This is a genomic window from Roseovarius sp. MMSF_3350, assembly GCF_030733425.1.
In the GTDB taxonomy this organism is placed as follows: domain Bacteria; phylum Pseudomonadota; class Alphaproteobacteria; order Rhodobacterales; family Rhodobacteraceae; genus Roseovarius.
This window is the reverse complement of sequence record NZ_JASHIZ010000001.1, coordinates 185,589-200,864: the sequence shown is the minus strand read 5'-3', so window position 1 is coordinate 200,864 and position 15,276 is coordinate 185,589. Positions and strand designations below refer to the sequence as shown.

At 62.1% G+C, this 15,276-nt stretch carries 12 protein-coding genes; 7 read left to right on the top strand and 5 right to left on the bottom strand.

Features of this window, described 5'->3' with window-relative positions; genetic code table 11:
• Positions 1-22: 22 nt before the first annotated feature.
• Complete coding sequence (locus RBB31_RS00970) at positions 23-1,264, bottom strand: MFS transporter (protein WP_306127388.1); 1,242 nt, start codon at positions 1,262-1,264, stop codon at positions 23-25.
• A gap of 135 nt (positions 1,265-1,399) precedes the next feature.
• Between RBB31_RS00970 and zapE the strand changes: the two genes are divergently transcribed.
• Positions 1,400-2,461 (top strand): cell division protein ZapE, encoded by a 1,062-nt coding sequence (gene zapE / locus RBB31_RS00965; protein ID WP_306127387.1) that lies wholly within the window; start codon positions 1,400-1,402, stop codon positions 2,459-2,461.
• A gap of 43 nt (positions 2,462-2,504) precedes the next feature.
• Here the strand turns inward: zapE and RBB31_RS00960 are convergent, their stop codons facing one another.
• On the bottom strand, positions 2,505-3,227 hold the full coding sequence (locus tag RBB31_RS00960; RefSeq protein WP_306127386.1) for a type 1 glutamine amidotransferase: 723 nt from the start codon (positions 3,225-3,227) through the stop codon (positions 2,505-2,507).
• A 91-nt stretch (positions 3,228-3,318) separates the two neighbouring features.
• Positions 3,319-4,209: a GlxA family transcriptional regulator gene (locus RBB31_RS00955; RefSeq protein WP_306127385.1), complete on the bottom strand. Its 891-nt coding sequence runs from the start codon at positions 4,207-4,209 to the stop codon at positions 3,319-3,321.
• A gap of 155 nt (positions 4,210-4,364) precedes the next feature.
• Here RBB31_RS00955 and RBB31_RS00950 point away from each other — a divergent pair, with 155 nt between their 5' ends.
• The 5 genes from RBB31_RS00950 (at position 4,365) to RBB31_RS00930 (ending at position 10,474) form a co-directional block, all read left to right on the top strand.
• Complete coding sequence (locus tag RBB31_RS00950; protein WP_306127682.1) at positions 4,365-5,615, top strand: sarcosine oxidase subunit beta family protein; 1,251 nt, start codon at positions 4,365-4,367, stop codon at positions 5,613-5,615.
• Positions 5,616-5,628: 13 nt separating this feature from the next.
• Positions 5,629-5,916 carry a sarcosine oxidase subunit delta gene (locus RBB31_RS00945; RefSeq protein WP_306127384.1) on the top strand — a complete coding sequence of 96 codons (288 nt, stop codon included), beginning with the start codon at positions 5,629-5,631 and terminating at the stop codon, positions 5,914-5,916.
• On the top strand, positions 5,913-8,861 hold the full coding sequence (locus RBB31_RS00940; RefSeq protein ID WP_306127383.1) for a sarcosine oxidase subunit alpha family protein: 2,949 nt from the start codon (positions 5,913-5,915) through the stop codon (positions 8,859-8,861). The genes RBB31_RS00945 and RBB31_RS00940 overlap by 4 nt, the downstream gene beginning before the upstream one ends.
• Positions 8,854-9,420, top strand: a complete 567-nt coding sequence (locus RBB31_RS00935; RefSeq protein WP_306127382.1) for a sarcosine oxidase subunit gamma — start codon at positions 8,854-8,856, stop codon at positions 9,418-9,420. Before RBB31_RS00940 ends, RBB31_RS00935 begins: the two co-directional genes overlap by 8 nt.
• Positions 9,421-9,481: 61 nt before the next feature.
• Positions 9,482-10,474: a helix-turn-helix domain-containing protein gene (locus tag RBB31_RS00930; protein ID WP_306127381.1), complete on the top strand. Its 993-nt coding sequence runs from the start codon at positions 9,482-9,484 to the stop codon at positions 10,472-10,474.
• Between the two features lie 57 nt (positions 10,475-10,531).
• Here RBB31_RS00930 and RBB31_RS00925 read toward each other — a convergent pair whose 3' ends face one another.
• The gene (locus RBB31_RS00925; RefSeq protein ID WP_306127380.1) at positions 10,532-13,453 is read right to left on the bottom strand and encodes a hypothetical protein; all 2,922 of its coding nucleotides are present in this window, start codon (positions 13,451-13,453) and stop codon (positions 10,532-10,534) included.
• Between the two features lie 147 nt (positions 13,454-13,600).
• Here RBB31_RS00925 and RBB31_RS00920 point away from each other — a divergent pair, with 147 nt between their 5' ends.
• The gene (locus tag RBB31_RS00920) at positions 13,601-14,287 is read left to right on the top strand and encodes a thiamine diphosphokinase (protein ID WP_306127379.1); all 687 of its coding nucleotides are present in this window, start codon (positions 13,601-13,603) and stop codon (positions 14,285-14,287) included.
• 4 nt (positions 14,288-14,291) lie between these two features.
• Here RBB31_RS00920 and RBB31_RS00915 read toward each other — a convergent pair whose 3' ends face one another.
• Positions 14,292-15,206, bottom strand: a complete 915-nt coding sequence (locus RBB31_RS00915) for a DMT family transporter (protein WP_306127378.1) — start codon at positions 15,204-15,206, stop codon at positions 14,292-14,294.
• Positions 15,207-15,276 lie beyond the last annotated feature (70 nt).

Below are 15,276 nucleotides of genomic sequence, written 5' to 3'. Positions count from 1 at the left end.
GCAGCAAGTAAAAGGACTGCCGTCAGGCCAAGGCACCACGCGGCAGGACTCGTTCTTTCACCGGAAGATGTACGATGGCCGAGAATGCGCCCACTCCTACGCCAATCCACCAGACAAGCGAATAGTTGCCATACATATCATACAACTGCCCCCCTAACCAGACACCTAGGAAACTGCCTAACTGGTGGCTGAAGAAAACAATCCCGTAAAGCGTGCCCATGTATCTAAGACCGTAGATATGCGCGATCAGCCCGCTGGTCAGCGGCACAGTGGCCAGCCAAAGGGACCCCATCGCCGCCGAGAACAAGAGCACGCTGGTCGGCGTGATCGGAAACAGGATGAAGGCCGCCGCGACGAGCGTCCGCCCGGTGTATATTCCGGCCAGCAACAGTTTCTTGGAATGGCGTTTGCCCAGCCACCCCGCCGTCAGCGTCCCCGCGATATTGGCCAGCCCGATCAGCGCGATGGCCACCGCCCCCAGCGCCGAGGTCGTGGTCACCCCCATGTTGTGCAACACGCTGCCGGCCGCAATCGGCCCGCAATACTCCGTCACGAAGGCCGGGAAGTGCGCCGTGATGAACCCCAACTGATAGCCACAGGAAAAGAAGCCAAGGAAGATCAGCGTGTAACTCGGGTCCCGGAACGCCTTGACCAGGATCTGGCCCATCGTCTCTTCCAGCTCCGCCGTGCTGACAGGCTCCGGCGCCCGCATCAGCGGCAGGCAGGCCAGCACCGCCAGGATCGCCGCCGCGAAGATCAGGAAGACCGACTGCCAGCCCATCATCGACAACAGGTACTCCGCGATCGGCGGGCCGAACACCTGCCCCGCCGATCCGGCCGCCGTCGCGATGGCAAGGCTCATCGAGCGGTTCTCGTCGCTGCTCGCGCGGCCGACAACGGCCAGGATCACGCCGAACCCGGTGCCCGCGATACCGAAGCCCACCAGCACCTCGTAAAGCTGGTGCGCCAGCGGCGTCGTTGCAAAGGACGACAGGACCAGCCCAGCGGCATACATCAATGCACCGAGGATGATGGCCTTGCGGTCGCCCACCTTTTCGGCAATCGCGCCGAATATCGGCTGGCCGATCCCCCAGGCCAGGTTCTGAACTGCTATGGCAAGGCTGAACTCCACCCGCAGCCAGTTGAATTCCTCGGCAATCGGGATCTGGAACACGCCAAAGGCTGCCCGGATCGAGAACGAAACGAGCATGATCAGGCAGCCCGCCACAAGGACAGACGTGAAAAGTGGCGCCGCTTTCTGCATCGCATCCTCCGAACAACCCGCGCAGATTTACCCGAGCCCGACCCGCCGTCAATTTATGGATTGTGATGCACACAATTCCGTTTCGCGATCTGCTTCGTGCTTTCCACGCCTGCGCCGCTTCGATATCCAGAGTGCATGGAGACTGTGCCCGACAGATATGAGCGTTTGGTGTCCGAAGGCGTTCTGAAGCGTGACGAAGCACAGGTCGCCGCGGTGGAAGAGTTGGAACGGCTTCGCGCCGATCTTGCGCAACCTCAGAAGAAGGGATTTTTCCGCAGGCAGGTGGAAGCTCCCATGGGTCTTTACCTTTGGGGCGGCGTCGGCCGCGGCAAATCCATGTTGATGGATATGTTTGTCGACACACTGACGGTCCCAAAGCGCCGCGTGCATTTTCACGCCTTCATGCAAGAAATTCATGCCGGCATGCACAAGGCGCGCGCCGAAGGGAAGGAAGATGCGCTTGCCCCGGTGGCCAAGTCCGTCGCCGATTCGGTGCGCTGTCTCGCATTCGACGAAATGCAGATCACGGATATCACCGACGCGATGATCGTTGGCCGGTTGTTCGAGTCGCTGTTCGATTCCGGCGTCGCCGTGGTGACAACCTCCAACCGCGTGCCCGACGACCTTTACAAAGATGGCCTCAACCGGCAACTTTTCCTGCCCTTCATCGAACTCTTGAAGGAAAGGATGGTCATCCACGAAATGATCAGCCCCACCGATCACCGGCAGGGGCGCCTTGCTGGCAGTCCGACCTATTTCACACCAAACAACCCCGAAGCGCGCGCCAAGATCAACGCGATCTGGCAGGATCTGACCGAAGGCAAAAGTCAGCCGCTGACCCTGGTGGTGAATAAACGCGAGGTCGAGATACCCGCCTTTCACAACGGTGTTGCGCGGGCCACTTTCTATGACCTGTGCGGTCGGTCTTTGGGGCCTGCGGACTACCTCGCGCTCGCCCAGGCGGCCCGCGTGCTTGTGCTGGAGAACATCCCACAACTCGGCCGGTCGAATTTCAACGAGGCCAAGCGTTTCGTGACCCTGGTCGACGCACTCTACGAGGCGAAGGTGCGTCTTATCTGTTCCGCCGCCGCAGCGCCCGAATATCTTTATGTCGAGGGCGAGGGCAGTTTCGAGTTCGAACGTACCGCAAGCCGCCTGCGCGAAATGCAATCCGAGGGGTGGGGCCAGGATCCTTGAGCCGCCGTTTCGCCGGCTCTACGAGTTAATTGTATTACCCGACTCAGGTGCGCGCCGTCGCCTGTAGCCAGTTGATGTAGATACGCTCAGCCATCTCGTTGAACTCACCCATGCGCTTGGAGCAGTTTTCCTGAAACGCGTCCAGCGCACCCGGACCCAGAGCCTTTTCCAAAGCTTGGGCGTATTCTGGAATTTCACCCCAAGCCTGCACCGTGTCATGTTCGATCTCGATATGGAACTGCATCGAAAAGGCGCGCGTTCCCCATTTCATCGCCTGCACCGGGCAGGCAGGGGACGTGGCCAGCACCTGAGCGCCCTCAGGTAGCGCGGTCACTTCGGCCGAATGCCATTGCAAGGCCTGAAATACCTCGGGCAGCCCATCGAAGAACACGCCGCTTGCCCCAGCCTCGGTCAATTGCACGTCCAGCACTCCGATCTCGGGCGTCTTCGACGGGCCAACGGCGCCGCCAAGCGCATCGGCCAGCAGCTGGTGGCCGAGGCAAAGGCCAAGATACGGCACACCCTGCCCCTCGACCGCCTCGCGGATGAAAGCCTTTTCCGCTTTCAGCCAAGGGTGCTCGTCCTCCTGCCACGTGTCCATGGGCCCCCCAAGGACCCACAGCGCATCGTAGCCGTCCATGCTCTCGGGCAACGCCTCGCCCTCGTCCAACTCGATCGCATCCCAGGTGTGACCGTCTTCCTTGAGAAACTTGCGGAAAACGGCCGGATGCTCGACGCGTTCATGTTGCAGGACCAGAATATGCATGGGGACCCTCACCTTTGCTTTGCCGAACCTTAACGTGCCGCGCGACCATGACAAGCCATCGGGCGCAAACCGAACACCACGTGACGTAAACCTAGCGATAGGCCGAAGGCGGCTGCCCGAAGCGTGCACTGTATGCGCGCGAGAAATGCGCTGAACTTGCAAAGCCCGTGGCCAAAGCGATCTCGGTCAGGCTCAACGGTGAGTTGCGCAAGAGGCTCTGCGCCTTCTCCAGCCGCAATTCGCGGTAATAGCGCATCACCGACCTCCTCAGCTTGTCGTGAAACAGTCGGTTCAACTGCCGGGGCGACAGCCCGGCCACCTGCGCCAGCCGAGACAGCTCCAGCGGATCAGCCACGTTCGCCTCCATCGCCTCTACCGCGTCCAGAATTGCAGGCACCGTCGTCCCTACACGCTCCACCAACCCCGACCGCTGCGGCCCGGCCGAAGGGCGAACCTCTGTATGCATGAACCAGTCGCTAACCAACCGGGCGAAATGCGCGCCGTGATGCTGTGTGATCAGAGCGTGCATCAAATCCATCGGCGCGGTTCCCCCCGCACAGGTCACCCGGTCCCGGTCGATCACATAAAGGGAGCGTTCCAGTACCAGGCTGGGCGAGATTTCTGCCAGCGCACCGGCATGTTCCCAGTGGACCGTCATGCGACGCCCATTCATCAGCCCCGCCCGCGCCAGAATGATCGGTCCGCCCGAAACCCCGCCCAGTGGCACACCCGCCCGCGCCAGCCGCGCCAGCCAGTTCAGCACCGCGCGGTCGTTATAAAGCGTGGGGTCCCCGCCCGCGACGACAAAGAGGTAATCGAACACGTCGGTCTCGCCCACTTCGATTTCGGGCAAAACCATGCCCGCCCCGGAGCTCGGCACCGGATCCAGGTCACTTCCTACGGTAATTACGTGGTAAAGCTCCCGCCGCGCCAGCAGGTTCGCCGCACGCATCGGTTCGGTCAGCGCGGCGAAGGACATCATCGCGAACCCCGGAATCGGCAGGACCCCGATTCGGCGGGAAGCATCCAAATTTGAACCAATATTGTCCATAATCGGAAACTATCCGTCTTTTTTGGAAAAGTCCATTCGCCGCGAAATACCGCAAACTGATTACAGCAACCGTGGGAAATCATCTTATGCGCTACAGTGGGTTCAAGGTCCTCTGGGAAGGCCTGACCGGCAACAAGGGTTGGGCGCGCGTCTGGCGCGAGCCCGAGCCCAAGGCGGAATACGACATCGTCATCATCGGCGGCGGCGGGCATGGCCTGTCGACGGCCTATTACCTCGCCAAGGAGTTCGGTCTGACCAAGGTCGCCGTTCTGGAAAAGGGCTGGCTGGGTTCGGGCAATATCGGGCGCAATACCACGATCATCCGCTCCAACTACCTGCTGCCAGGGAACGAGCCGTTCTACGAATTCTCGATGAAGCTTTGGGAAAACCTCGAGCAGGACACGAACTACAACTCGATGGTCTCGCAGCGGTCGATCCTGAACCTGATTCACACAGACGGCCAGCGCGACGCCTTCGTGCGGCGCGCGAACGCGATGTTCCTGGCCGGCGCCGACGCCGAACTGGTCGATGCCGCGCAACTGAAAAAGGAACTGCCGTTCCTCGACTATGACAACGCCCGCTTCCCCATCAAGGGGGGCCTCTTTCAGCGCCGCGGCGGCACCGCCCGGCACGACGCCGTCGCCTGGGGCTATGCCCGCGGCGCCGACAGCCGCGGCGTCGACATCATCCAGAACTGCGAGGTCACCGGCTTTCAGATTGAGAATGGCCGCTGCCTCGGGGTCGAGACCTCGCGCGGCCCCATCCGCGCCAAGAAAGTGGCGATGTGCGTCGCCGGCTCCTCCGGCCGTGTCGCCGCGATGGCCGGCATGCGCCTGCCCATTGAATCACACGTATTGCAGGCGTTCGTGTCCGAGGGCCTGAAGCCGACGCTCCCCGGCGTGATCACCTTCGGCGCCGGCCATTTCTACGTCAGCCAGTCCGACAAGGGCGGGCTGGTCTTCGGCGGCGACATCGACGGCTACAACACCTACGCCCAGCGCGGCAATCTTCCGGTTGTCGAGGATGTCTGCGAGGGCGGCATGGCGATCATGCCGATGATCGGCCGCGCCCGCCTCCTGCGGTCCTGGGGTGGCGTCATGGACATGTCGATGGACGGCTCGCCCTTCATCGACAAGACCCATATCGACGGGCTCTATTTCAACGGCGGTTGGTGCTATGGCGGGTTCAAGGCCACGCCCGCGTCGGGCTTCTGCTATGCCCACCTGCTCGCCAGGGACGAGCCGCACCCCACCGCCACGCAAATGCGGCTGGATAGGTTCATGACCGGCAACCTGATCGACGAAAAGGGCATGGGCAACCAGCCCAACCTGCATTGAGGGGCGCACAGACATGATCATCGACCATCCCCTTCTGGGCCCGCGCGACGCCGCCGAGTTCGTCTATCTCGGCGATGCCGCCCTCATCGACCGACCCGACTGGCAGGCCGACGACGCGATGGAACAGTTCCACAGCTACGGCTACCTGCGCGACAACCCCGCAGGCCAGCACCAGGAGCTTTGGTACCACGAACAGGGTGACCGCTCGTGGCTGGTGGTCACGCGCAACACCCTCACGCACGAGATCACGGCAGTCGAACTGGCCCGCGACGTCGCGCGCAAACGGGGGCGCGGCAAATGAGCCAGAAGAACCGCATCACGGGCGGCCTGATCGACCGCTCGAAAGAGATCAAGTTCCGCTTCAATAACAAGTGGTTTCGGGGCCATCCCGGCGACACGCTGGCCTCAGCGCTGCTGGCCAACGGCCAGCTTCTTGTGGGCCGCTCGTTCAAGTATCACCGCCCGCGCGGCGTGTTCACCGACGGCTCCGAGGAACCCAACGCGCTGGTCCACCTGCGCGACGGCGCCTACCAGGAGCCGAACACGCGCGCCACGATGGTCGAACTCTTCGATGGCCTCAACGCCACCTCGCAGAACCATCGCGGCTCGCTGGAATACGACCTCCTGGCGGTCAACGACTTCTTATCGCCTTTCCTGTCTGCGGGCTTCTACTACAAGACCTTCATGTGGCCCAAGGCGTTCTGGGAAAAGCTCTACGAGCCGATCATCCGCTCCGCCGCCGGCCTTGGCCGACTGTCGATGAAGGACGACCCCGACACGTACGACAAGGGCTTCCTGCATTGCGACCTGCTGGTCATCGGCGCGGGTCCCTCGGGCCTGATGGCCGCGCTGACCGCCGCGCGCTCCGGCGCCCGCGTGATCCTCGCCGACGAGGATTTCCGCCCCGGCGGCCGCCTCAACTCCGAGACGCTGGAACTGGGCGGGATGTCCGGCACCGACTGGGCGGCAGAGACCGCCGCCGAGCTGGCGTCGATGGACAACGTCCGCCTGATGCCCCGCACCACCGTCTACGGTGCTTACGATCACGGCATCTACGGCGCGCTCGAACGCTGCACCGATCACCTCGCCGATGGCGGCGGCAAGCCGCGCCAGGTCCTATGGCGCATCTATTCCAGGCGCGCCGTTCTGGCCGCTGGCGCCACCGAGCGCCCCATCGCCTTCGGCAACAATGACCGCCCCGGCATCATGCTGGCCAGCGCCGTGCGCAGCTATGCCAACCGCTATGCCGCCACCCCGGGCAAGCACGTCGCAGTCTTCACCAACAACGACGACGGCTGGCGCACCGCCGCCGACCTGATCGCAAAGGGCGTCGAGGTGCCCGTCGTCGTCGACAGCCGTGACAGGCCTGCCCCCATCGACCTGCCCGGCGTGCGCCACGTCGCGGGCGAGGCGGTGATGAACACAATCGGGCGCAAGGGCGTGAAGTCGATCACCCTGACCAACGGCCAGGTCATCCCCGTCGACGCGCTGGCCGTGTCCGGCGGCTGGAACCCCAACGTGCACCTCACCTGCCACCAACGCGGCCGCCCCACATGGCGCGACGACCTCTGCGCCTTCGTGCCGGGTGGCGACCTGCCCGTCGGCATGGCCGTCGCCGGGGCGGCGAACGGCGCCATGACCCTCGCCGCCGCCTTGGCAGAGGGGCAGGCCCAGGCCACCGCACAACTTGACGCGCTCGGGATCAAATCCACCGCCGACGACCTGCCGCAGGCCGAGGATGAACCGCGCGAGGCTGCCGCCTTCTGGCACGTCAAGCAAAGCAGGCACCGCGCCTGGGTCGACCTGCAGAACGACGTCACCGTCAAGGACATCAAGCTCGCCAATACCGAGGGTTTCCGCTCGGTCGAGCTGCTCAAGCGCTACACGACGATGGGCATGGCCACCGACCAGGGCAAGACCTCGAACATCGCGGGTCTCGCGATCCTGGCCGAGGAACGCGGCAAGACCATCCCCGAGGTCGGCACCACCATCTTCCGCCCGCCCTACACGCCCGTTCCCATCGGCGCGCTGGCCGGGCGCGCGCGCGGCAAGGATTTCCGCCCCTACCGCCTGACCCCCAGCCACAAATGGGCCGAGGAGAACGGCGCCAGCTTCGTCACCGTGGGCAACTGGCTGCGGGCCGAATGGTACACGCGTCCGGGCGAGCAAGGCTGGCGCGATTCCGTCGACCGCGAGGCCCAGGCGGCCCGCACGAGTGTCGGCATCTGCGACGTCACCACACTGGGCAAGATCGACATCCAGGGCAAGGATGCCGGCGCCTTCCTCGACAAGGTCTATGCCAACACCTTCTCGACCCTCAAGGTCGGCCGGGTCCGCTATGGCCTGATGCTGCGCGAGGACGGGATCTGCTACGACGACGGCACCACCGCGCGGATGGACGAGAACCATTACGTGATGACCACCACCACCGCCAACGCGGTCACGGTCTTCCGCCGTCTGGAATTCGCGCGCCAGTGCCTCTGGCCCGACATGGACGTGCACCTGATCTCCACCACCGACGGCTGGGCGCAGTTCGCCGTCGCCGGGCCAAAATCCCGCGACCTCCTGCGCAAGGTGATCGACGCCGACCACGACATCTCGAACGAGGCGTTCCCCTTCATGGCTTGCGGTCACGTCACCGTCTGCGGCGGCACGCCCGGGCGGCTCTTCCGGATCTCGTTCTCGGGCGAGATGGCGTATGAAATCGCCGTGCCCGCGCGGTTCGGTAACTCCATGATGGCGGTGCTGAACGAGGCCGGCAAGGAGTTCGATGCGGCACCGTATGGGACCGAGGCGCTGGGCGTCATGCGGATCGAAAAGGGTCATTGCACCGGCAACGAGCTGAACGGTCAGACCACCGCCCACAATATCGGGCTGGGCAAGATGGTCAGCCAGAAGAAGGAATGCATCGGCCAGGTCCTGGCCCAACGCCCCGAACTGACCCGCGAAGATGCCGTGCGGCTGGTCGGCTTCCGCCCGGTCGACCGGGACAAGAAACTGATCGCGGGCTCGCATTTCCTGAACAAGCATGCCCCTTCCGACATGGAGCATGACCAGGGCTGGATGACCTCGGTCGCCTATTCGCCCAACCTCGGTCACCATATTGGCCTGGGCTTCATCAAGAGCGGGCACGAGCGCATGGGCGAAATCGTCCGCGCGGTCAGCCCCGTCCACGGCACCGAGATGGAGGTCGAAATCGTTTCGGCCCATTTCGTCGACCCGGAAGGAGAGCGTCTGCGTGGCTGATTTCACCCTCACCTCGGAACTGCCCCTCAAGGGCTTTGACCATAGCTTCGGCGACACGCGGCTTCACGCGCCCGCCGACTTGGCGATCGTGTCCATCGCCCTGCCCCTCGGGGCCGAGGACGCGGCGCTGAAAGCGATCAGATCCGCCTTCGACGCCGACCTGCCCGCGCCGGGTCTCTCTGTCATGGGCAAGGACGAAACCCGCCTGGTGCGCCTTGGCCCCGACCAGGCCTTCGCGATCTTCACCCGCGCGACGCCCGATGCCGAACCGCATGTGCAAAACCTGCTCAAGGGTGCGGCCTACACCACCGACCAGACCGATGTCTGGTCCGGCCTCGTGCTCGACGGCCCGCTCGCGCGTACCGCGCTGGAACGCATCTGCCCGATCGACCTGCACCCCGACGCCTTTGTCGAAGGTGCTGCCGCGCGCACGGTCATGGAACATCTTGGCGTGCTGATCCTTCGTACTGGCCCAGACGCCTATCTTCTCCTCTCAGCATCCTCCTCGGCAGGGTCCTTTCTGCACGCGGTCGAGACCTCGCTCGTCAACGTAACTTAAAGGTCAGAAATCAAGCACGGAATTCAGGGATCCGTTCGCAATAGGGAAAGTCAATCAAGACATGTACCTCTCAAACCTCGATCCCGTCGGTACATCCGACCCGCGCCCGCTGCGCGACCAGCGCAGCCTTTCGGACAAGTTCGTTTTTGTCGTGCAGAATGCAGAAAACGCTTTCGTCGCGGAAACTTGCATCCATGTCCTGCGACGCGCCAATAGTATTCTGGGTCAAGAAATCTATAGCTGGAATTGCGTTGATGCCACGGTTTCGCGGCGGGCAACACTCAGCTGTGCACCGGATGAAGTGCTGGTGCTGGTAGGCGGCGTGGACATGCCCTGGAGACCCGCAAGGTCGGAAGTATCGAAGCTGCGCGCCGCGATCAGGAACGCCGCGCGGGTTTGTGTGGTTGGGGGTGCCGTCTTTGTGCCTTTGGCAACGGGCGTGCTGGGGGCCAAACGCTTGTCAGTCCACGCCGCATTCCATGCGGCCGTACGGGAAACCTGCGCCAGTCTGGAGTTGCACAGCGACACGACTTGCCATCACAAAGCGCTCAGCAGCGCCACCGGCCCGGCGGCGGCGATCCGCATGATGGTCGAACTGATCGGTGCACGAGAAGGGAATTTCACCGAAGCTGCACTGGCCCGCGATCTGGGCATTTCAAGCCCTGATACGCAGGACAGTAACTGCTCGGGCGAACGATGGCGCCTGCACCGGCGGGCCGAAGGGTGCGACATGATTTCTGATGCGCTCCAGATCATGGAGGACCACATCGAGGATACCCTGAGCGTCTCGCAAGTCGCTGACATTATCGGCATTTCAGCCCGCAAGCTCGAACGCGGCTTCGCCGAGAAGCTGGGGCGATCTCCGCTCAAGGTTTATCGCGACCTGCGTCTCGACCGAGCCCATGACCTCGTGACACAAACCGCATTGCCTTTGGGCGAAATCGCCATTGCATGCGGTTTCTCCAACGTCACCCTCATGAAACGTTGGTTCCAAAGAAGGTACGGCGAGCCCCCTTGCGATGTGCGGCGACGGGCGTTCCACGGCATTCACTGATACGGAAAAACCCCCGGCAAATGGACCGGGGGCCCTCAACGACAAGTTTGGAGTCAGTTAGCCGACGTTTCTGGCTTCGGCCCGGAACTCGGTCTCTTCCGTCGCAGAGAAACGTCCGCCCCGAACCTTGCGCAGCTTCCCTTGCCGCAGAAGCTGGCCGAACGAGCGCAGGCCATCTTCGCGACTGTAATCACCGCGGTTCACTTCCTTCAGCTTACCCATGAGCATTGGTCGGGTGAATTCCGAATGGCCCTCGACATCAGACATGTAGGCGGCCGCTGCCTCGAGCAGATCGGAAAGTCCGGTCGCGCCCATCTCTTCCGCGAACGCCGTGAAGCCACCGTCATTTGCCGCGGGCATCGATGCGGGCACTGAAACGACACGACGCGGACGCACGGGGGCACGTTCCGTATCGACACGTTGCTCGGCCACCAGTTTGAGCGGTGCGGGGCGTTGTTCGTTCGGGCGCGCCGACCGGGTTGTTGGCGCTGCTGTGTTGGGGCGGCGCGGGCGAACCACTTCGGCCAGGTCAGATCGATAAGGCGTCTCGTCTACTCCGAGGTCAACGTCGACTCCGGCGCTTTTTTCGGCCTTGGTCGCGGCTACGGCAGCGCGCAGATGCTGAATTGCGGTTCGCCGCATGCTGGCATCCTTGTCGCCCATCTGGCTGTCGGCTTCCTCGAATATGCGCTTTTCGTCCTCAGGGGCGCGTTTTCCCATTCCAAGGAAACGCGACAGTCCGCGGCGGGGCTTGTCTGCCGTCTCTTCGGTCCGGGTGTCGTCGGCCGGGAATTCCTCATCGACTGCTTCAGTCTCGTCCAGCGCGTCGAATGCTTCACGGTTTTCAGCCGTGGGCAGGGCATCGTATTGCTCGTCTTCGGAATAAGTCGAGGCTTCTGCCCGAATTTCCGATGCAGAGGTTTCATCCGCCAAAATGTCGTCATCGACGGTGTCTGAAGCGGCATCTTTCGGGCCTTGCTCGACCTGAAGATCATCCTCGTCTGCCTGGGCTTCTTCCGCGTGCGCCACGTTCGACAGATCGTCTTTCGCATCGCCGTCGCTCTGCGGGTTCTGTTCGGCCAGTTCCGCCTCGACCTCGGCTAATTCGCGCTGCAGATCAGCTTCTTCTTCGGGGCTGAGGATTGCTTCGTCGCCAAGGTGGGTGGCTTCAACCGCCTCGACCTCTTCCACAATCATGCCTTGCGTGACCGCCGTCTCAAACTCGGACTTTTTCATCTTGAGTACGCGAGCGTTCAGCGGTCGCGAAGCCGTTTCCTCATCGCGCTCTGCGACACGGGCGTCATTGCCCAGAACGAACGGCGCCCCACCTCTGTCTGCCGATGCAGGCACATGTGTTTCGAGCGCGTCGTCAAGGTCGGCGAAAAGAGATTCCGGAGCGTTGCCGTCTTCGATAACTTCAGCAGGGGAGTCTTCCAAATTCTCTGCAATGCCGGGCACTTCGGCGCGCCGGGGTCCCTCGGGCGCGGCATCCGCCAGCAGTTGCGAAAGAGTGTCGTCATCCACGATCACAGCGGCGTCGAGGTCCGTTTCCAGCATATCTTCGGCCTCATCCTCGTCGGTGAGGTCGTCATCAGCCACATCTTCGACAAACGTCTGCAACGTATCGGCTTTTTCCGACGGTAGACCTTCATGGGCCGCTGCGTCGCTGCCGTCTTTGGCGACAGTATGCTCCGAGGCGTCATCGTACGCGGGCTCAGGCTCGAGCGCACCGTCACCAGCGTCTTTCACCGAGACTGCCGCGTCCATCGGAGCAGCGTCGTCAGCCTCTTCATAACTTTCGTCATAGGGGCCCTTCAGCAACTCATCCAACTCGTCGGACGCGTTGCCCATCGTGCCGTAGGCGTGCTCGTCCTCGCTGTACTCGGACGCTCCGTAGTCCAATTGGCTTTGCGACACGACGGAGCGGATCCGGCGAAGCTTTTCCGCCACGCTGTCAGTATCGTCGTTGACGACCGGAGCTTCGACAAGCTCGCCATCGAACTCGGCGTCCGGCTTTTTTCCTTCCTTATAAATATCGGGGGCATCCGCCTCAGCGGCGGCATTGGCGGCTTCGTCGACAACCGGAGTGGCAACATTCTCGTCTTGCTCGGGCTCATCCGGCATCGAGGCACCAGCCTCGTCAACAGCGGCATCGGCTATGAACGCCTCGAGGTCGGCATCGTACGAGTAATCGTCTTCTTGTTCAGAGGCTTTCTCTGCTCCTGTCTCCACAGGAGTATGATTTTCAACCTCATTTTGCGGAACCTGCCGGGCGTGTTCCTGCGAGCCAGCTTCGGAATGATCAGCCTGGGCTTCCGCAACATCGGGAAGCGCCTCGTCCGTTATTTCGATCCCGGCGAGAACCTCTTCCGTTTCGGAAGCAATTTTGGTTTCTTTCGCTTCGCTTTCATCCGCAACTTCAGACGTGGTGTCATCTTCTTCCGACGCGATCTCTTTTTCTGGGTCGGACTGCACCGCTTCTTGGGAAACCTCCTCGTCAGGCTCCTCGGAGGCAGATGAGAGGTCTTTCGCCATCTCGGGAGTCTCGGAGTCCGTTTCGGAGGCATCGTTCACCGGAGCTTCCGGCGCCTCGGGGTTTTTCTTCGCCGCGAATTCTTCCCCAGCCTGAGCGCTTTCCGCGTAAGGCGCGGTTTGGGCTGATTCCTCCGTTGCAGGCGCAGCGACCGGAGCGGCATGGGTCAGAGCCTCGGCGGCGCCTTGGCTTTCATTTGCGCGCAGATGGATTTTTCCCTGCTCTTCCCGGGCTTCTACGCGGCGCGAAATCTCGCGCTCGGCAATGCGGGCGAGCATTTCTGCGTCCGGGGTCGGCGGCTCTGCTCCGAAGTATCTGTCGTCAGCGGCCAAGTCGCGGAAATACTCTGCAATCGCCTTCATGGTTTCGAACGAATCGTCAAAACCTTCCAACGTGCACGAGAACGTGCCGTAAGATACGGTCAGAATTTTGCTTGTACTTACCATTTTTCGCTCGCTCTACTTTGCCTGCAATCATAATTTTTACCATGATCGCAGCGACGAAAGCGGCCCGATTCTTAGAACTTTACCGTATCATTTCGAGGCCAGAATGTGTCTTGTTTCCAAAATAGTGGTTAATGTCGGAAATTCATCGTGATTGTTCACCAATTGAACCCTGTTACGCTGGTGGGAGGTGGCCAGCTTGGCGAAAACGATCTGAAGCGCGCCCTCGCCGTCGGTAACCATGTCGTTGCAGCAGATGGTGGTGCTGACAGCGTCAAACGAGCGGGCCTGGTTCCCTCCGCCGTAATCGGCGATTTTGATTCGTTGAGCGATGAGACGCGCGCCACTTTGTCGCCAGACCGACTGTATCACATTTCTGAGCAGGACAGCACCGATTTCGAGAAATGCTTGCGCAACGTCGACGCGCCGCTGATCCTTGGTGTCGGGTTCACAGGCCGCCGCATCGACCACCACCTGGCCAACCTCAATGCGCTGGTACGCTATCCGCACCGCCGCTGCATTCTGCTGGACGGCACCGACATCGTGTTCCTCGCGCCACCTTCCATTGCCCTGGATCTTCCCCCGGGCACACCTGTGTCTCTCTTTCCGCTCGGCATAGTGGAGGGGATGTCAGAAGGTCTGGAATGGCCGATCTCGGGGCTGACATTCACCCCGGATGGTCGTGTCGGAACATCCAACCGAGCGACGGGCCCCGTTTCGCTTCACGTCACCGCACCGAAAATGCTGCTGATCCTGCCCGCCACAGCTTTCGAAGCGGCTGTCGATGTGCTCCTGCAGAATGCCGCCACCTGGTCGGCCACGGCATCCACTGCGTGACGTATCAGGGGGCCGGCATAGGGCGACGCTCCAGCCGCCTTTCGCGAACGAAGACGTAAAGCCCTGCCGAAACGATCAGTGCGATACCGAACAGGGTCGTGGCATCCAGCAGATCCCCGAATATGATATAGCCCAGAACACTGGCACCGACGATTTCGAGATACTGGATAGGCGCGAGCACGGATGCGGGTGCCAGCTTCAGCGCGAAGCTGATACAGACGTGACTGGCCGTCGCGATAAGCCCTACCGCAACGAGCAAAAGCATTTCGCGCTGTCCGGGCCAAGACGGGTCCAACGGCGCGACGCCAGAGCCATCGAATATCCACAGGACCGGCAGCACAAGAAGCAGCGCGGCAAGCCCCGTATAGGCCTGCATGGAAATCGGATGCATCCGGGCCGCCATCCTTCGGGTCAGGATCATGTAGAAGGCAAAGCAGACGGCGGTGACCAACGGCAACATCACGATCGGCCCCACCTCGCTGAAGCTAGGCTGAATGACGAAAAGCGCGCCTACGAACCCGACAGCGCACGCCGCATAGCGCCGCGGCCCGATTGGCTCACCAAGCAGGATTCCACCCAAAAGAGTCAGAATGAAAGGCTCGACAAAGAACACCGCGATTGCATCCGCGATGGGCATGAACCGCAGCGCTTGAAAAAAGCATGCAGTCGCCAGCAGGATCAAGGCCCCGCGCACAAGATGCAAAGCGCTTTCGCCGAACCCGGGGCGATGCAACCACCCCATGGCCAGGGCCAGCGGCAAGAGTATCGCCGCCTGTATGCCGAACCGCGCCGCAACGATCTGGCCCACTGCCAACGCATCTCCGATCAGCTTGGCCGACGCATCCATCGCGGGCGCGATCAATGAAAACCCCACCATTAGCAAGATTCCGAGCGTTGTTCTGGGAGCGTTTTCTGACATGAATACCTTTCGGATTGAGAGGCGTCACCGCCTCACGCGAAACAGGCGCTAGTGCGTGTCAGAAATGATG